The sequence below is a fragment of the Geodermatophilus sp. SYSU D00814 genome (genome assembly GCF_054050055.1).
Map to the genome: position 1 here is coordinate 1 of NZ_JBJGYP010000029.1, position 16519 is coordinate 16519.

Annotated in this window: 19 protein-coding genes; 10 read left to right on the forward strand and 9 right to left on the reverse strand. The window is 76.5% G+C overall.

Translation table 11 applies throughout. The features are described from left to right. Positions 1 to 55: 55 nt before the first annotated feature. From ACI780_RS19465 to ACI780_RS19475, 3 genes are all read left to right on the forward strand, one after another. On the forward strand, positions 56 to 337 hold the full coding sequence (locus tag ACI780_RS19465) for an STAS domain-containing protein (protein ID WP_457005051.1): 282 nt from the start codon (positions 56 to 58) through the stop codon (positions 335 to 337). Between the two features lie 134 nt (positions 338 to 471). After that, a complete protein-coding gene (locus ACI780_RS19470) occupies positions 472 to 1515 on the forward strand; it encodes an anti-sigma factor RsbA family regulatory protein (RefSeq protein WP_457005053.1) in 1044 nt (347 codons plus the stop codon). A gap of 44 nt (positions 1516 to 1559) precedes the next feature. Further along, the gene (locus tag ACI780_RS19475; protein WP_456871548.1) at positions 1560 to 2051 is read left to right on the forward strand and encodes a MarR family winged helix-turn-helix transcriptional regulator; all 492 of its coding nucleotides are present in this window, start codon (positions 1560 to 1562) and stop codon (positions 2049 to 2051) included. Here the strand turns inward: ACI780_RS19475 and ACI780_RS19480 are convergent. Then, positions 2048 to 3061, reverse strand: a complete 1014-nt coding sequence (locus ACI780_RS19480; RefSeq protein WP_457005055.1) for an ATP-dependent DNA ligase — start codon at positions 3059 to 3061, stop codon at positions 2048 to 2050. The genes ACI780_RS19475 and ACI780_RS19480 overlap by 4 nt on opposite strands. 234 nt (positions 3062 to 3295) lie before the next feature. On the opposite strand from ACI780_RS19480, the gene ACI780_RS19485 reads away from it, so the two are divergent. Then, complete coding sequence (locus tag ACI780_RS19485; protein ID WP_457005057.1) at positions 3296 to 3868, forward strand: NADPH-dependent FMN reductase; 573 nt, start codon at positions 3296 to 3298, stop codon at positions 3866 to 3868. On the opposite strand, the gene ACI780_RS19490 is transcribed toward ACI780_RS19485, so the two are convergent. Continuing rightward, positions 3834 to 4412 (reverse strand): NUDIX domain-containing protein, encoded by a 579-nt coding sequence (locus ACI780_RS19490; protein ID WP_457005059.1) that lies wholly within the window; start codon positions 4410 to 4412, stop codon positions 3834 to 3836. The genes ACI780_RS19485 and ACI780_RS19490 overlap by 35 nt on opposite strands. Positions 4413 to 4472: 60 nt before the next feature. On the opposite strand from ACI780_RS19490, the gene ACI780_RS19495 reads away from it, so the two are divergent. Further along, positions 4473 to 4961 carry a DnaJ family domain-containing protein gene (locus ACI780_RS19495; protein ID WP_457005061.1) on the forward strand — a complete coding sequence of 163 codons (489 nt, stop codon included), beginning with the start codon at positions 4473 to 4475 and terminating at the stop codon, positions 4959 to 4961. 24 nt (positions 4962 to 4985) lie between these two features. Here the strand turns inward: ACI780_RS19495 and ACI780_RS19500 are convergent, their stop codons facing one another. Together ACI780_RS19500 and ACI780_RS19505 are read right to left on the reverse strand one after the other, a co-directional pair. Then, the gene (locus ACI780_RS19500) at positions 4986 to 5354 is read right to left on the reverse strand and encodes a nuclear transport factor 2 family protein (RefSeq protein WP_456871543.1); all 369 of its coding nucleotides are present in this window, start codon (positions 5352 to 5354) and stop codon (positions 4986 to 4988) included. Positions 5355 to 5380: 26 nt separating this feature from the next. Continuing rightward, the gene (locus ACI780_RS19505) at positions 5381 to 5782 is read right to left on the reverse strand and encodes a hypothetical protein (protein WP_457005063.1); all 402 of its coding nucleotides are present in this window, start codon (positions 5780 to 5782) and stop codon (positions 5381 to 5383) included. Between the two features lie 87 nt (positions 5783 to 5869). On the opposite strand from ACI780_RS19505, the gene ACI780_RS19510 reads away from it, so the two are divergent. Together ACI780_RS19510 and ACI780_RS19515 are read left to right on the forward strand one after the other, a co-directional pair. Then, positions 5870 to 6688, forward strand: a complete 819-nt coding sequence (locus tag ACI780_RS19510) for a helix-turn-helix domain-containing protein (RefSeq protein ID WP_456871541.1) — start codon at positions 5870 to 5872, stop codon at positions 6686 to 6688. 40 nt (positions 6689 to 6728) lie between these two features. Then, positions 6729 to 6926, forward strand: a complete 198-nt coding sequence (locus ACI780_RS19515) for a hypothetical protein (protein WP_456871540.1) — start codon at positions 6729 to 6731, stop codon at positions 6924 to 6926. A gap of 52 nt (positions 6927 to 6978) precedes the next feature. Here ACI780_RS19515 and ACI780_RS19520 read toward each other — a convergent pair whose 3' ends face one another. Together ACI780_RS19520 and ACI780_RS19525 are read right to left on the reverse strand one after the other, a co-directional pair. Next, positions 6979 to 8847 carry a hydantoinase B/oxoprolinase family protein gene (locus tag ACI780_RS19520; RefSeq protein WP_456871539.1) on the reverse strand — a complete coding sequence of 623 codons (1869 nt, stop codon included), beginning with the start codon at positions 8845 to 8847 and terminating at the stop codon, positions 6979 to 6981. After that, positions 8844 to 10946 carry a hydantoinase/oxoprolinase family protein gene (locus ACI780_RS19525; protein WP_457005067.1) on the reverse strand — a complete coding sequence of 701 codons (2103 nt, stop codon included), beginning with the start codon at positions 10944 to 10946 and terminating at the stop codon, positions 8844 to 8846. Before ACI780_RS19525 ends, ACI780_RS19520 begins: the two co-directional genes overlap by 4 nt. Before the next feature lie 222 nt (positions 10947 to 11168). Here ACI780_RS19525 and ACI780_RS19530 point away from each other — a divergent pair, with 222 nt between their 5' ends. Further along, on the forward strand, positions 11169 to 12029 hold the full coding sequence (locus ACI780_RS19530; protein WP_456871537.1) for a GGDEF domain-containing protein: 861 nt from the start codon (positions 11169 to 11171) through the stop codon (positions 12027 to 12029). Between the two features lie 12 nt (positions 12030 to 12041). On the opposite strand, the gene ACI780_RS19535 is transcribed toward ACI780_RS19530, so the two are convergent. The 3 genes from ACI780_RS19535 to ACI780_RS19545 form a co-directional block, all read right to left on the reverse strand. Beyond that, positions 12042 to 12461 carry a DUF1707 SHOCT-like domain-containing protein gene (locus tag ACI780_RS19535; protein WP_457005069.1) on the reverse strand — a complete coding sequence of 140 codons (420 nt, stop codon included), beginning with the start codon at positions 12459 to 12461 and terminating at the stop codon, positions 12042 to 12044. Between the two features lie 73 nt (positions 12462 to 12534). Further along, positions 12535 to 13647, reverse strand: coding sequence for a winged helix DNA-binding domain-containing protein (locus ACI780_RS19540; protein WP_457005071.1), 1113 nt, complete (start codon positions 13645 to 13647; stop codon positions 12535 to 12537). A gap of 40 nt (positions 13648 to 13687) precedes the next feature. Next, positions 13688 to 14890 carry a sensor domain-containing phosphodiesterase gene (locus ACI780_RS19545; protein WP_456871534.1) on the reverse strand — a complete coding sequence of 401 codons (1203 nt, stop codon included), beginning with the start codon at positions 14888 to 14890 and terminating at the stop codon, positions 13688 to 13690. 155 nt (positions 14891 to 15045) lie between these two features. On the opposite strand from ACI780_RS19545, the gene ACI780_RS19550 reads away from it, so the two are divergent. Beyond that, positions 15046 to 15669, forward strand: a complete 624-nt coding sequence (locus ACI780_RS19550) for a dihydrofolate reductase family protein (RefSeq protein WP_457005074.1) — start codon at positions 15046 to 15048, stop codon at positions 15667 to 15669. 82 nt (positions 15670 to 15751) lie between these two features. Then, positions 15752 to 16510, forward strand: a complete 759-nt coding sequence (locus ACI780_RS19555) for a thioesterase family protein (protein ID WP_457005076.1) — start codon at positions 15752 to 15754, stop codon at positions 16508 to 16510. Positions 16511 to 16519: the final 9 nt, after the last annotated feature.

Consider the following 16519-nt stretch of genomic DNA (forward strand, 5'->3'; position numbering starts at 1 on the left):
CACCCCGCGCGCCCCCGCCCCCCCCCCCCGGCGCACCCCCCCCCGGGCCCCCGCCGTGGGGGGGCGGCCGGGCCGGGCCGCCGCCCCCCCCCCCACCACCGGCGGGCTGCGGGCGCAGGCGCTGGGGGCGCTGGAGGAGCTGGAGGAGCTCCCGGCCGGGCAGCGGGTCGTGCTCGACCTGCGGCCGGTGACCTACCTGGCCAGCGCCGGCGTCGGGCTGGTGCTCGAGCTGCGCGACGCGGCCACCGCGCGCCGCGCCGCGCTCGACGTCCGCACCCGCGCGGGCAGCGCCCCGGCGCGCGTCCTGGCGCTCGGCGGGGTCGTCCCGGCCGGCTGAGCGCCTCCGCGGCGGGCCGACCCCCTCCCGGAGGAGGAGGCCACGGGCACCCACCGAGCGGTGCCGGGGGTGCGTGGCCCACAATCGGGAGGAATGGGCCGGAGCAGTCCGGGCCGGAGGCTGTCGAGGGGCCAGTGGACCAACGGGCAGGAACCTCCGCCACGTGGGCGGAGCCTGGGCGCGGAACGCCTGCAGGGCACCCCGCGGCCGGTGGCCTGGTCCACACCGCCGCCCTCGTGCGCTCCGCCGGTGAGGCCGTCGAGGTCGCCGCGGCGTTCCTCGAGGAGGGGGTGCGTGCCGGGGACCTGCCGGTGTTCGCCGGCTCGCCGGACACCGCCGACGCCGTCCGCCGGACCCTCGGTCTCCACGGCCGCGCCGTCGTCGAGGAGGACCCTCGCATCTGCCTGATCGGCGCGCGGGCGCCCGACGCGGTGGCCGCCGTGCGGCGCCTGCTCGAGCGCGCCGCGGGCAGCGGGTCGGGGCGGCTGCGGGTCGCCGCGGAGCCCCGGTACGACGCCGACCCCCGGCGCTGGCGCGAGGTGCGCCGCTACGAGGCAGCGGTCAACGCGCTCGCCGCCACCGCCCCACTGACCCTGCTCTGCCTCTACGACCGGCAGCGGCTGCCCGCCGAGGCGCTCGAGACGGCGCGGCTGGCGCACCCGGAGCTGCTGATGGGCGGGCTGCGGGTGGCCAGCTCCGAGTACCGCCGGCCCGACCGGTGCCTGCGCGAGCTCGCCGTCGTCCGTGAGCCGGTGGAGGCCGGCGAGCCGGTGTTCGCCGTCGACGGCGTCGCGGCGCTGCCCGCGCTGCGCAGGGACCTGCGGCGGGTGCTGGCCGCCGTCGTCCGCGACGCCGACCAGTGCGCCGACCTGCACCTGGCCGCCAGCGAGGTGGCCGCCAACGCCTTCCGCCACGGCCGGCCGCCGGTCTCGGCGCGGGTGTGGGCCGACGACACCTCGGTGGTCTGCACGATCACCGACTCCGGTGCCGGCTTCGACGACCCGCTCGCCGGCTTCGTCCCCGCGCACGGCGACGACCTCGGCGCGGGCGGCATGGGGCTGTGGCTGGCCCGCAAGCTGTGGGACTCCGTCGACCTGCTCCCCGGCACCACCGGCGGCCTCACCGTGCGGCTGGCCAACACCCTGCACCGCGCGGAGTCCGGGCGCGGCGCGGCTTGACGTCCGCGATCTCTCACTGCTGAGGTACCGGGGTGGAGGATGCCGTGGACCTCATCCTCGAGCAGTGGGCCCGCGAGCGGCCCGACCTGGACTGCTCGCCGATGGGGGTCATCGGCCGGATCACCCAGCTGCAGCGCGAGGTGCACCTCGCCCAGCGGGCCACCTTCGCCCGGCACGGCCTCGACGCGCCGTCCTTCGACGTGCTGGCGGCCCTGCGCCGGGCGGGGGAGCCCTACCAGCTGACGCCCACCGCGCTCATGCGCACCGCCCTGGTGACCTCCGGCGCCATCACCCAGCGGCTGGACCGCCTCGAGGAGCGCGGGCTGATCACCCGCACGCGCAGCGAGGCCGACGGGCGGGCCGTCGTCGTCACGCTGACCCCGGCGGGCCGGCAGGCGCTCGACGCGGCGCTCCCCGACCACCTCGACACCGAGCGCCGGCTGCTGGCCGGGCTCAGCGACGACGAGCTCGCGGAGCTGGCGGGGCTGCTGCGCCGCTTCCTGGTGACGCTCGGGCGGTTGCCGCAGCGGCCCTAGCCCGCCGGCGGGACGTCCTCCGGGTGCAGGTCCGAGCGCACCCGCACGAAGCGCAGCGGGTGCCGGAACACCCCGGCGGTGAGGGCGGCGTCGGCGCTGACCTCCACCACGGTCACCGGGTCGACCCGGGTGAGGGGGACCGACAGCCGACCGCCGCCGAAGCGGCCGGTGCCGATCCGGTCGGGCCACGGGTGGTCGGGGCCGGCGGGGGAGAGGACGGCGGCGAGCTCCGCGGCCTGCGCGGGGGAGAGCGGGGCGGTCCGGCCGACGACGACGAGCTCGCCGTCGCGGTGACGGCCGGCGACGAGCTGGGAGGGACGCTCCAGCGGGCCGATGACGCCGCCGGCGAGCACCTCCGTGGTCTCCCACGACTTCACCTTGAGCCACTCGCGGCGGCCCCCGGCGTAGCGGGTGGCCGCGCCCTTGGCGACCAGCCCCTCGATGCCCAGCGGGCGCAGGTCGGCGGCCCACCGGCGGGCCTCGGCGGGATCGGCGGTCACCGGCGAGAGCTGCATCGGCGGCGCCCACCGCTGCGCGAGCTCCTCCAGCGCCGCGCGGCGGGCCCGCAGCGGGCGGCGGCGCTGGTCGGTCCCGCCGGAGGCGAGCAGGTCGAAGGCGACGTAGGAGGCCGGGTGCGCGGCGGCCAGCGCGGCCATCCGCGACGGCGGGGTGACCAGCCGCCGCTGCAGCAGGCCGAAGTCGAGCCGCTCGCCGCCCCAGACGACCACCTCGCCGTCGAGGACCGTGCCGGCGGGGACCTGCGCGAGGGCCGCCGCGGCGAGGTCGGGGAAGCGGTCGGTGAGGTCGCGGCCCTGCTTGGACCACAGCCGGGTGCCGGTGGCGTCGCGGACGACGACGAGCCGGTAGCCGTCCCACTTGGGCTCGTAGCGGCAGCCGCCGGGCAGCGCGGTCGCCGTCGGCAGGTCCCGGACGGGCTTGGCCAGCTCCACCGCCACCGGCCCGGCCAGGTCCGGCGGCAGGCCCGGCAGACCGGGGACGGAGAGCGGCACCCGGTCAGCGTCGGGCCTGCCCGGCGCCGGCGCAGGCCCCTGAGCTGCCGGCTCACCCCTTCAGGGCACGTCGCGACGCTCCGCGACGGTCGCGGAGCCGGGCACGAGCGGGACGGCGGTGTCCAGGCACGATCGGGTCACGGGCTGCGGTGGACGTCACGCCCCGTGCCGGAAGCGGTTGGTGCAGGCAACCGTTGTCCGTCGACGAGTCCGCCGCCGTCCCGAGGAGCCCCCGTGTCCCGTCCCGTCCTGCAGGTGGTCGCCGCCAGCACCCGCCCCGGCCGCCGCGGCATCGCCGTCGCCCGCTGGGTGCAGCGCCTGGCCGAGGCCCACGGCGCCTTCGACGTCGAGCTCGTCGACCTCGCCGAGGTGGGCCTGCCGGTGTTCGACGAGCCGCACCACCCGCGGCTGCAGGACTACACCCACCAGCACACCCGGGACTGGAGCGCGACCGTCTCCCGCGCCGACGCGTTCGTCTTCGTGACGCCCGAGTACAACCACTCCTTCCCCGCCGCGCTGAAGAACGCGCTGGACTACCTCGCCGTCGAGTGGGCGGACAAGCCGGCCGGGCTGGTCACCTACGGCGGCGTCTCGGCGGGCCTGCGCGCGTCCGTGGCGCTCAAGCCGGTGCTCGGGGCGCTGCGGGTGCACACGGTGCCCGAGGCGGTGTCGGTGCCGTTCTTCGCCCAGTTCCTCGACGCGGACGGCGAGTTCGTGCCCAACGCCGAGCTCGAGGGCGGCGGCAAGGCGGTGCTCGACGAGCTGGCGCGGGTCACCCCGGCCCTGCGCTCCCTCCGCACCGCCTGACCGCTGCCGCCGCGCGCTGGTGGCCCCGGAGGAGGAGCAGGGCGTAGGCGGCGAGCGAGGGGCCGTCGGTGAACCGGCCCTCGGCGATCATCGTCCGCAGCTCGGTCTCCGGCACGAACGCCGTCACCATGTCCGCCTCGGTGGCCTCGCGGGCGGTCGGGCCGGACGTGAGGCCGGTGGCCAGCCAGACGTCGAACTCCTGCGTCGACAGGCCCGGGGCGAGGTCGAGGTGGCCCAGGTGCTCCAGCCGCTCGGCCCGCAGCCCCGTCTCCTCGGCGAGCTCGGCGCGGGCCAGCTCCTCGGGGGTGCCTCCGCTACCCGCGGTCCAGGTGCCCTGCGGGAACTCCCACGCCCGGCGCCCGATCGGGTGGCGGAACTGCTCGACCAGCCACAACCCGTCCCGCTCGGCGGCCAGGACGATCGCGAAGTGCGGCTTCTCGACGACGGAGTAGACCCCGGTCGACCCGTCGGCGCGCTGCACGGTGTCCTCGCGCAGCCGGATCCAGGGGTTGCGGTAGATCTCCCGGCTGCCCGTCGTCCGCATGCAGCCGAGCATCGCAGGGGAGCCTGGCAGAGGCGGACGATGGGGGCAGGAGGTGAGCGGGTGACCGAGCGGAAGCCGGCCGGGGTGTCGTTCGAGACCTGGGTGGAGCGCCAGATCGGGCAGGCCCAGGAGCGGGGGGACTTCACCGGGCTGCGCGGCGCCGGGCGGCCGCTGCCGGCCTTCGACCCCGACGAGACGGTCTACGACTGGGCGGTGGCCAAGGCCCGCCGCGAGGGGATCACGCCGGCGGAGATGTTGCCGCCCGGGCTGGCGCTGCGCCGGGAGCGCGACGACCTGCCCGCCCGCGTCGCGGCGCTGCCGTCGGAGGCCGCCGTCCGCGCCGTCGCCGAGGACTACAACGCCCGTGTCGAGGCCTTCTGGCGGCGGCCGCAGGAGAGCCGCTGGTCGCCGGTGCCCGGACTGGCCGACGTCGACGCGCTGGTGGCGGGCTGGCGGCGGGACCGCCCACCCCCGCCGCCCGCCGTCGAGGAGGACGCCCCGGCGGCGCCGCCGCGGCGGCGCAGATGGTGGCACCGGAGCCGTCGTTGACGGCCCCGGTGCGGGGTGTCACGGTCAGGCCGGCGACGGCACGCGGTCGAGGAAGCCGAGGACGGTGCGGATGCGGCCGTCCCCGTCGGTGACGGCGACGTCGAAACCGGTCACCGGCGCCTCAGCACCGTCGGGCCCGAGGTGCCACGTGAAACGCAGCTGGCCGTGGTGGGCGTCGGCGGGGCCGGCGAGGCGGAAGACGAACCCGGGGAACTGCGCCTGGACGGCGGCGATCAGTCCGTCCAGGCCGTCGCGTCCCTCGACGTCGGCCAGCGGGTCGGTGTAGCGGACGTCCGCGGTGAACAGGGCGTCGACCAGCGCCCGGCGGGCGGCCGGGTCGGTCTCGTTCCAGGCGGCGAGGTAGCGGTCGGCGAGGTCGGTCGTGGCGGTCATGGCTCTCTCCTGTCCGGGACTGGGGTTCAGCGGGTGCGCAGGGCGGTGAGCTGCAGGGCGGCGAAGCCGGCGACGACGGCGGCCTGGAGCAGCACCCAGGTCGTGCCGGCGGCCGTGAGGTCGAAGCGGTCGGTGACGACGGCGGCGACGCTGCCGGCCACCCACAGCGCGTTGGCGCCGACCACCACCTCGACGGCTCCGGTCGGCACGCGCCGGCGGGCACCGACCAGCGCGACACCGGCGGCGAAGGCGAGCAGGAAGGCGCCCAGCCCGCGCAGCACGCCCGGGGGGACGCCGAGCAGGTCGGTCAGCAGCGGGGCGGCGACGAGGTAGGCGGCGCCGTTGGCGCCGGTGACGACGGCGTCGAGGCGCAGCGCCGTCCGGAGCAGGTCGAGGGGGCGGCGGGTGGGGGTGGCGGTCGTGGTCATGGCGACGACCGTGCCGCCGCCGGGGAAGGGCGTCGATTACCCGTCAGGTAGGCGACGCCGGACGTCGTCGTCGCTAGCGTCCGCGGCGTGACCGCCACCGTGACCGCTCCCGCGCCGTCCGTCGGGGCGCTGCTGCGCGGCTGGCGGCAGCGCCGCCGGCTCTCCCAGCTGGACCTGGCCCTCGACGCCGGCGTCTCCGCGCGGCACCTGAGCTTCCTCGAGACCGGCCGGTCGCGGCCGAGCCGGGAGATGCTGCTGCGACTGGCCGAGAGACTCGAGGTGCCGCTGCGGGAGCGCAACGAGCTGCTGCTGGCCGCCGGTTTCGCCCCCGCCTACGGCCGGCGCGCCCTCGGCTCCCCGGACATGGCCGCGGTCACCCGCGCCCTCGACCTGGTGCTGACCGCGTACGAGCCCCACCCCGCGCTGGTGGTCGACCGGTCCTGGGAGCTGGTCACGGCGAACTCGAGCGTGGCGCTGTTCCTCGACGGCGTCGCCCCGCACCTGCTCGAGCCCCCGGCCAACGTGCTGCGGCTGAGCCTGCACCCCGAGGGGCTCGCGCCGCGGATCGCGAACCTGCCGCAGTGGCGGGCGCACGTGCTGCACCGCCTGGGCCGCGAGGCCCACCTGACCGGCGACCCCGGGCTGGCCGCGCTGCACCGCGAGCTGTCCGCGCTGCCCGGCGGCACCGACCGCTCGACGCCCGACGGGATCGCGGTGCCGCTGCGGGTGCGCGCCGGCGGGGAGGTGCTCTCCCTCCTCAGCACGGTGACCACCTTCGGCACCGCCGTCGACCTCACCGCCGCGGAGCTGTCGGTGGAGGCGTTCCTGCCCGCCGACGAGCGCACCGCCGACGTCCTGCGGGCCGCGCGTTCACCGGTGGCGAACCCGCGCCTGCCCGGCGGGTGACGGGGTAGGGGAGGCAGCACCCGATCCGCGAGGAGGACCCATGACCGAGGTTCCGGGCACCGACCGCGACCAGGCGCGGGAGAACGTGCTGCACGAGACCCCGCTCGTCCCCGAGGACGTCGAGGCGGCCGGCGACGACGACCCGCGCACCACCGACCACCCGAGCTACCACGGCACCGACGGGGAGACCGGCGAGGAGGCCAAGCCCCCGCCGCACAGCACCGAGCTCGACACCTGACCCGCGGGCGCTCGTGCTCTGCCCCCGGTGGAGGGGCAGAGCACGAGCGCACCTACAGGACGTCGAACTCGTTGGACGTCGCCCCGCCCGACAGCAGCGCGTAGCCCGGGCCGCGGTCGAAGAACGGCTCGTCCCCGGTGCGGGCCGCGCGCACCTGCGCGCGCAGGGCCTCGGTCGCCTCGAGGTCGGCGGTGCCGTCGTCGCGGACGACGACGCCGTAGTCCTCGCGCGCGCCGCCGACGGAGACCTTGCGCCAGGCGACGTCGCGCAGCACCTCCTCCACCGGCCGCTCCAGCGGGTCGCCCCACCCGCCGCCGCCGGTGGTGCGGATGCGCACGACCGTGCCGGCCGGCAGCGGCTCGGCGTCGGCGAGGGCGTCGACCTCGCGCTCGTCGGGGCCGCCGGGGTCGACGGTGACCTGGAACGGCCGCCCCGCCTTCCCGCCGTTGACGCCCCAGCAGGACAGGATCGAGCGGTCGGCGATCGACATGAAGTGCGCGTCGCGCAGCACCCGGATGTGCTTCTCGTAGCCGCAGCCGCCGCGGTGGCGACCGGGTCCGCCGGAGTCCAGCGCCAGCCCGAGGCGCTCCACCCGCAGCGGGAACCGGGACTCGGTGAACTCCGTGGGCAGGTTCCGCGAGTCGGGGACGACGTGGATGGTGTCCTCGCCGTCGGCGTAGTACCGCCCGCCGGAGCCGCCGCCGAGCACCTCGCGCATGAGGTAGGGGCGGCCGTCGAGGTCGGTGCCGTAGACGCCGGTGTAGCGGATCGTCTCCTGGTCGGCGGGCATGCGGCCGCCGGTGGCCTTGGCCAGCACCCCGGCCAGCACGCCGAGCAGCCGCAGGATGACGAAGGTGCGGGCGTTGGTCGGCGCGGGGAAGACCGGGGTGAGCAGCGTGCCCTTCTCGGGGAACCGCATCTCGATCAGCGGCACCACGCCCTCGTTGACGTCGAGCTCGGCCATCCGCTCCGGCGTCTCGGCGAGGTTGCGCAGGATCGGCGCCAGCCACTTCTTGAGGAAGTTGCCGTCGGCGTAGTCGCCGCAGTGGTTGATCGGGCCCTTGGCCTGCGGGCCGGTGCCGGTGAAGTCGATCACCAGCGGCACCTCGCGGGTGGAGTCCATGGTCAGCGTGATCCGCTGCCGGTGCAGCTGCGGCGCCTCGACGCCGTCGTGCTCGGCGTAGTCCTCCCAGACGTAGGTGCCGTCGGGGATCCGGGACAGGATCTCCCGCCGGTAGACCTCGGTGGAGTTGGCCAGGATCGCGTCGAAGCAGGCCTCGACGGCGGCCACGCCGTAGCGGTCGAACAGCTCGCCCAGCCGCCGGGCGCCGGCCAGGCAGGCCGAGCACTCGGCGTCGAGGTCGGCGGCCAGCGAGTCGGGCATCCGCGAGTTGCGGGTCATGATCTTCAGCGCGCTCTCGTTGGGCACGCCGCGGTCCCACAGCCTGATCGGGGGGACCATCAGGCCCTCCTCGTACACGCTGGTCGCCGCGCTCGGCATCGACCCGGGCACCGCGCCGCCGATGTCGTCGTGGTGGCCGAAGGCCTGCACGAAGGCGACGACGCGCTCCTCGCCGTCGGCGTGCGCGAACACCGGCACGGTCACGCACAGGTCGGGCAGGTGCCCGATCCCGCCCTCGGAGAGGTAGACGTCGTTGTGGAAGAACACGTCGCCGGGGCGCATGGTGTCGATCGGGTAGTCGCGCACCACCGGGTGCACCAGCGCCGAGTAGGAGCGGCCGGTGAGCTTGCGCAGCTGCCGGTCGTGGATGCCGGCGCGGAAGTCGTGCGCGTCGCGGATCATCGGCGAGCGCGAGGTCCGGCCGATCGCCGTCTCGACCTCCCGCTCGATCGCCGCGAGCGTGCCCGCGACGATCTCCACGAGCACCGGGTCGGCGGCGGTGCCGTCGGTGAGGCTCATCGCGCGGACTCCTTCTCCAGCAGCAGGTTGCCGAACCGGTCGACCGTGGCGGTGAAGCCGGGGTGCACCGGCACGGTCGAGCCGAACTCCTCCACCACCGCCGGGCCGGCGACGACGTCGCCGGGGGCCAGCCGGGTGCGGTCGTAGGTGGGGGTGTCGGCCCAGCCGCCGGTCCCGTCGCCGGTCCCGTCGTCGCCGAAGAGGACCGGCCGCGAGCCGGTGACGGCGCGCTCGACGCCGCTCTCGGCGGGCGGGAGCTCGGGCAGGTCGGGACGGCGGATCGGGCCGATGCCGGTGACGCGCAGGTTCACCCACTCGACGGCCTGGCGCGGGTCGGCGGCGAAGTCGTAGCCGTAGAGCTGCCGGTGGGCGGCGTGGAAGGCCTGCGCCACCGTCTCGGCCGCGGCGGCGTCGAGGTCGCCGTCGGGCACGGGCACCCGCACCTCGAAGGCCTGGCCGACGTAGCGCAGGTCGGCGGTGCGCTGCACCCGCTGCTCGCCGCGGCCGAAGCCCTCGCCGTCCAGCGACTCCCGGGCGCGGTCCTCCAGGCCGGCGAACAGCGCGCGGACCCGGTCGAGGTCGAGGTCGGCGTGCCGGCTGATCGCCGTCTGCACGTGGTCGTTGCGGACGTCGACGGTGAGCAGCCCGAACGCGCTGACGTTGCCGGGGTTCGGCGGCACCAGCGTCCGCGGCAGGCCGAGGACGTCCATCAGCCGGCAGGCCAGCAGGGACCCGGAGCCGCCGAAGGTGGTGAGGGTGAAGTCGCGGACGTCCAGGCCGCGGGCCACGGTCACCTGGCGCAGCGCGTTGGCCTGGTTCCACGCCGAGATCTCCAGGATGCCGAGCGCCGTGCGCTCCAGCGACAGCCCCAGCTTCCCGCCGAGCTCCTCCAGCCCGGCCCGGGCGGCGTCGACCGACAGCGGGATCTCCCCGCCGAGCAGGTGCGGGGGGATCCGGCCGAGCACGACGTGCGCGTCGGTGACGGTCGGCTGGTCACCGCCTGCGGGGTAGCACATCGGGCCGGGGTCGGCACCGGCCGACCTCGGGCCCACCTTGAGCGTGCCCTCGGGCGACAGCCACGCGATCGAGCCGCCGCCGGCGCCCACGGTGACGACGTCGATCATCGGGATCTTCGACGGGTAGTCGCCGACCGAGCCCTCGGTGGTCAGGGCCGGCTCGCCGTCGACGACGACGGTGACGTCGGTGGAGGTGCCGCCGCCGTCGCAGGTCAGCACCCGGTCGAAGCCGGCCGTCCCGGCGATGAGCGCGGCCCCGAGCGCCCCGGCGGCGGGGCCCGAGAGCATCGTGGTGATCGGCTGGTGCACCACCTCGGCCGCCGACAGCACGCCGCCGTTGCTCTTCATCACGTAGAAGGGCACGCCGGGGGCGATCTCGTCGAGGCGGGTGCGGATGTTGGTGACGTAGGCCCCCACCCGCGGCTTGACCGCGGCGTCGACCAGCGTGGTCACCGATCGCTCGTACTCGCGGTACTCGCGCAGCACCTCCGAGCTGATCGACACGACGGCGTCGGGGTGCTCCTCGCGCAGCACCTCCAGCATCGCCCGCTCGTGGCCGTCGTCGGCGTAGGCGTGCAGGAAGCAGACGCCGATCGTGGTGATGCCGGCGTCACGGAAGAACCGGGCGGCGGCGACGGCGTCGTCGCGGTCGAAGGGGCGCACCTCGGCGCCGGTGTGGTCGAGCCGGCCGCGGACGGTGCGCACGAGGTCGGCGGGGACGATCCGCGGCGGCTTGACCCAGAAGTAGCTGTTGCCGTAGCCGTCGGGCACCGACTGCCGGGCGATCTCCAGCACGGACTCGTAGCCCTCGGTGGCGACGAAGCCGATCCGGTCGAGCCTGCCCTCGAGCAGCTGGTTGGTGGCCACGGTCGTGCCGTGGCTGACCGCGGTGACCGCGCTGCCGTCGAGGTCGAGCAGGCCGAGGACCTTGCGGACGCCGGTGAGGAAGCCCTCGGCGGGGTCGGCCGGGGTCGACGGCGTCTTCGTGGTCGTCGTCGCCCCGGTCTCCTCGTCGACGGCGACCACGTCGGTGAACGTGCCCCCGGTGTCGATGCCGATCCGGACCCGGCGCGCCGCTGCCATGCCCGGATACCTTAGTGCTGAGACATCCGGCTCCGGAAGAGCCGCGCCGCACCCCGCTCCACCGGGCCTCCGGGAACCGAACGCCGACGATCGACGTGGAGCGGTGGCCGTGATCTCATCGCGGTGTCGAGGAGTCACGACGGGGGAGGGGCCGACGTGGGCGACGAGGGGGCCGGCGACCGGGCCGGGGCGCGCGGCGGTGAGCGCGGCGTGCCGGACTGAGTGGACGACCGACTGGCGCAGGCGTTCGTCGAGGGCACCGACGCCCTCGTCACGGTCGTGGGCGCCGACGGGCGGATCCTGCTGGCCAACCCGGCGCTGCAGCGGTTCACCGGGTGCTCCGCCGACCGGCTGCTGGGTCGGCGGTTCTGGGACGTGTGGGTGGTCCCCGAGCACCGGGAGCTCGCCCGGGACGCGCTCGAGCGGGCGCTGGCGACCGGGCGGGCGTACCCGCAGGAGGGCGACTGGCTGACCGGCGAGGGCACCCGCCGGCTGGTGTCGATGCGCAACAACGTGCTGCACGCCCCCGACGGCCGGCCCTTCGCGGTGGCCTGCGTCGGCGTCGACGTCACCGAGCAGCGGCGCCGGGAGGAGCAGCTCGCCCAGCGCGCCTGCACCGACCGGCTCACCGGCATCGCCAACCGGCACACCTTCTTCGAGGAGCTCACCCGGCGGCTGGACCCGGGGTCGGCGGACCCCTGCGGCGTGCTCTTCTGCGACCTCGACGGCTTCAAGGGGGTCAACGACGTGCACGGGCACGGCGTCGGCGACACGGTGCTGGTCGAGGTCGCGGCCCGGCTCCGGGCGGCGGCCGGGCCGGCCGACGTCGTCGCCCGGTTCGGGGGCGACGAGTTCGTGCTGCTCTCCCCCCGCTGCGACGAGACCGACGTCGGCGAGCTCGCCGCGCTGGTGTCCGAGCAGGTGGCCTCCCCGGTGCCCACGGTGGCCGGCCCGCTGCGGGTCGGCATGAGCGTCGGCGGCGCCGTCGGCCGGCCCGGGGACGCGCCCGACGACGTCGTGGCCCGCGCCGACCGGGCGATGTACGGGGCGAAGACGCGGCGCCGCCGTCGCTCCGAGCGTTGAAGGAGGACCGCGCTAACGGCGGGGGCGGCCGATCCCGGTGGCGTAGAGGACGGCGAGCACCGCGCCCGACGGCGCCAGCCAGATGAACCACGGGTGGACCGGCCCGCCGTTGCCCAGCGACACCAGCAGCCAGACGACGACGTTGACCGCGACCACGCTGGCCCACACCGTCGCGAGCACCCGCATCGCGGTGCCGCCGGGCGTGCCGGAGAACGCCCGGTGCCGCGGTGCCGGCGGCGGGGGCTCGGGCAGGTCGCGGGTCACCTGCTGCAGCTCGCCGCGGGTGCGCGCCGCCCACACCTTCTGCAGCCGCTCGTCGAACTCGTGCAGGTCGAGCTGGCCGGCGCCGACCGCCCGGTGCAGCCGGTCCTGCACCGCCCGCCGCTCGACGTCGGACACCCGGAGGTCTGCGGTGCGGACCGGTTCCGTCATGGCGCCCATCGTGGCAGCCCGGAGGCCGCCGGCGGGTCCGCCGACCGGTGGACGGCCGGTGCGGGCGGACCGCTCAGGCGACCTCGACGGCCCTGAGCCGGGCACCGCGGGCGGCGGCCAGCCGCTCGGCCTGCTCGCCGACGGCGTCCCGGAGGGCGGCGGTCACCGGGCGCCACGGCTCGACGGCGACGGTCAGCGACGACCCGGCCTTGCGCGGCCGCCACGCCCCCACGACCTCCCCGTCGGCCAGCACCGCGCCCGGGCGGCCGAGCACCGGCCAGAGGGCCCTGCGGTGCGCGGGGTCGGCGACCAGGGTCTCCCGGTCACGGCTCTGCAGGAACAGGTCGAAGGGGCCGAGCAGCCGGGTGCCGCGGGCCGGTCCCGCGCCCAGCCGGTCGGCGTCGGCGGCGAGCAGCCAGCGCCGCTGCCCGTCCACCTCGACCTCGACGGCGTCGTCGGGCCAGTGGGCGGTGACCTCCCTGACCGGCGCGTCGAGGTAGCCGGCCACGTGCTGGCGGGTGGCCGGGCCGAGCAGGTGCAGGTACGCGCGGACGACGTCGAGGCGGTCCGGGACCCCGTCGGCCGGCGCGAACCCGGGCACCGGCTGCAGCACCGGGGGCGAGGTGCCCGGCTGCAGCTCCAGGCCCGCCCGCAGCGCGGCGAGGCGGAACGGCTGCTCGTAGAGGTGCACCGCCCCGCACGGGCGGCACCACCGGTTGTACGGGCCGGGCCCGTCGGCGTCGGCGAGGGCGTCGGAGAGCCGGCGCGACATCTCGCCCTTGACCGTCGGCGCGGTGACGATCTCCCGCATCCGCCCGGCGATGGTGTCCAGCGCGGTGAGCACCGGGATGCCCGCCGCGGTGAGCGGCCGGGCCGCGTCGAAGACCCGCTTGGCCGCGTCGGCCTCGGAGAACGGCGCGGTCGCCGCGGCGACGGCGGGCAGGTCGGCGCGCCGGTACAGGTGCGGGGCGCCGCGCAGCGTCCAGACCAGGGCCAGCTCGGCCGGGTCCACTGCCGCGACGTCGACCCCGCGGACCGCCAGCGCCCAGGACCCGCCGTCGGGACCGGTGTCCTGCACGCCGAGGTCGAGCACCGCGGTGTCGGCGACGGTGCCGGCCTCGCGGTCGAGCTGCTGGACGGCGACGCGGTACGCCAGCACGTCGCGGGGGGACGCCGTCCGGCTCATGGCCGCACGCTAGCGCCGCGCACCGACGGCACCCGGCGCCTCAGGCCGGCCGGGACTCGACGAGCGCCGGCGCCACGGGGGCCAGCGCCTCCGGCGGCCCCGGGCGGCCGAAGTACCAGCCCTGGCCGAGGTCGACGCCCAGGTCCCGCAGCGCGGCGGCCTCCTCCGCGGTCTCGATGCCCTCGGCGACCACCGTGACCCCGCAGCCGTGCCCGAAGGTCACCAGCGACCCGACCAGCCGGGCGAGCACGGGGTCGGTGTCCAGGCCGCTGACGATGCTGCGGTCCACCTTGATGACGTCGGGGTCGGTCACGACGATGTGCCGCAGCGAGGAGAAGCCGGCGCCGACGTCGTCGATGGCCAGCCGCATCCCCGCCGCCCGGAAGGGCAGCAGCGCGCGGGTGAGCGCGTCGTAGTCCTCGACCGGGTCGTGCTCGGAGAGCTCCAGCAGGACGCGGTCGAGGGGCAGCTCATCCAGCAGCGCGGTGAACGCCGGGGTCAGCAGGGTCTGCGGGGAGACGTTCATGGCCACGTAGCCGCCGACCCGGTCCAGGTGCGCGGCCGCGCCCCGGAGCGCCAGCAGCTCGACCTCGTGGCCGCGGCCGATGCTGTGCGCCTCCTCGAAGACGACGTCGGGGCCCTTGTCCCACTCGCGCGGAAAGCGGCTGAGCGCCTCGGCCCCGACCCGGTGGCCGGTGACCAGGTCGACGATCGGCTGCAGGACGACGTTCGGGCCGCCGGCGGCCACCAGCGGGCCGAGGCGGCCGTCGATGTCGTCGCGGCGCTGCCGCTCGCGGATCTCCGGCTCGATGACCACCGAGGCGGCCGAGGCGAGGACCCTCATCAGCGCCTCGTCGCGGGTGGTGAGCTCCTTGTCGGAGGTGAACCCGAACGCGCAGAAGGTGCCGTAGAGGCTGCCGTCGGACAGCGTGACCGGCGTCGAGACGTAGCTGCGGATGCGCGGGATGCGCGCCGAGGGCAGCGACATCGCCAGCGGGTACCGCTTCACGTCGTCGATGACCGCGGGCAGCCGGCCGTCCAGGATCGCCTGGCAGAACGAGGTCTCCTGGGCGACCGCGGCGCCCTCCTGCACCAGCAGCGGCACCCGGGTGTCGACCACCTCGAGGTGCTGGGTCGTCCCGTCCATCCGGGTCAGGAACGCCACCGGCATGTGCAGCGACTTCCTCGCCGTCCGCAGCAGGTCGGCGACCTGCTGCTCGGCGTCCGTGCGCGTGCGGGCCATGCGGGTGCTCCTCGTCCGGAGGGGGGTGACACCTCCCCATCGACACCGGCCGGGCACGGCTGCAGCGGCCCGCCCGGGTCTCACCCGGACCGATGAGTCGCGGCCGCGGCCGGCGTCTGCACCCCGACACCGCCCCCGGCCCGGAGGAGAGCACCGTGCGCCCGCTCGTCGTCACCACGTTCCTGACCCTCGACGGGGTCGCCCAGGCTCCCGGCGGCCCGCAGGAGGACCCCTCCGGCGGCTTCCCGTTCGGCGGCTGGCTGGTGCCCTTCGCCGACGAGGTGATGGGGGAGCAGATGGACGCCTGGTTCCGGCCGGCCGAGGACTTCCTCCTCGGCCGCCGGACCTACGAGATCTTCGCGGCGCACTGGCCGCACGTGGACGCCACCGGCGACCCGGTCGCAGCGGCGCTGCAGACGAGGACCAAGCACGTCGCGTCCCGGACGCTGACCTCGCTGGAGTGGTCCACCGCCCGGCTGCTCGACGGCGACGTGGTGGCCGCGGTCCGCGCGCTCACGGCCGCCGACGGCGGGGAGCTGCAGGTGCACGGCTCCATCGGGCTGGTGCAGACCCTGCTGGCCGAGGACCTCGTCGACGAGCTGCGCACGATCGTCTTCCCCGTCGTCCTGGGGCAGGGCAGGCGGCTGTTCGCGGGCGGGGCCGCCCCGCGCACCTGGGAGACGGTCTCCTCGGCGACCACCTCGACCGGCGCGGTGATGACGGCGCACCGGCGCGTCGGGGAGGTCGCCACCGGCTCCTTCGCCCTGGACGACGGCTGAGTCGGTTGGATTCTCGTACCGAGAGGCGTAGGGTCGCTCCCGGCCCTGGCCGGACCGTCCGGCCGGGTCGAGCGGAGGAACCGTGAGCCTGGCCGCCCTTCCCGACACCACCCGTCCGGCGCCCGCGCGCGTGCTGACGTTCGACCCGAGCTGGCGGTCGTTCACCCACGTGCAGGGCGGCCTGGTGGTCGGGCACCTGCTGGCCGCGGCGGCCGACCGGGCCGGGGCCGCTCCGCGGGCGGTCACCGCGCACCTGCTCGCCGGGGTCGAGCCCTCGGCCGAGGCCCGGGTGGAGACGACCGCCGACCGCACCGGGACCACCGGCAGCGTGCGCGCCACGCTGGAGCAGGGCGGCCGGGTCGCCGCCGTCGCGCAGGTGCTGACGCTGGCCCGCCCGGTGCGGCCGGCCCCGCCCGATCCGGTCCCCGCGGTCGGCGACGGGGTGCCGTTCGCGCTGCCGCGGGACCTGGTGCCCTTCGCCGAGCACCTGTCGGTCCGCGCGCTGGGCGCGACGCGGCCGCTGGCCGGCGGCGACGAGCCGCGGCTGACCGCGTGGGTGCGCGTCGACGGCGACCTCGAGCCGCTGGTCGGGCTCGGGGTGCTGCTCGACGCGCTCCCGCCGTCGCTGTTCGCCGTCCGCACCACGCCTCTGGCCGTCCCGACCGTCGAGCTCACCGCCCACCTGGCCGGCCCGCCGCCGGCCGCCGGCGCGTGGGTGCTGGTCGACCAGGTCACCACCTGGGTCGACGAGGACGTGGCCGTGGACGACGCCGAGCTGCGCGCCGAGGACGGCTCGCTGGTCGCGCGGGCCCGGCAGACGCGCCGCCTGCTGTCGCGCTGAGCCGCCGGC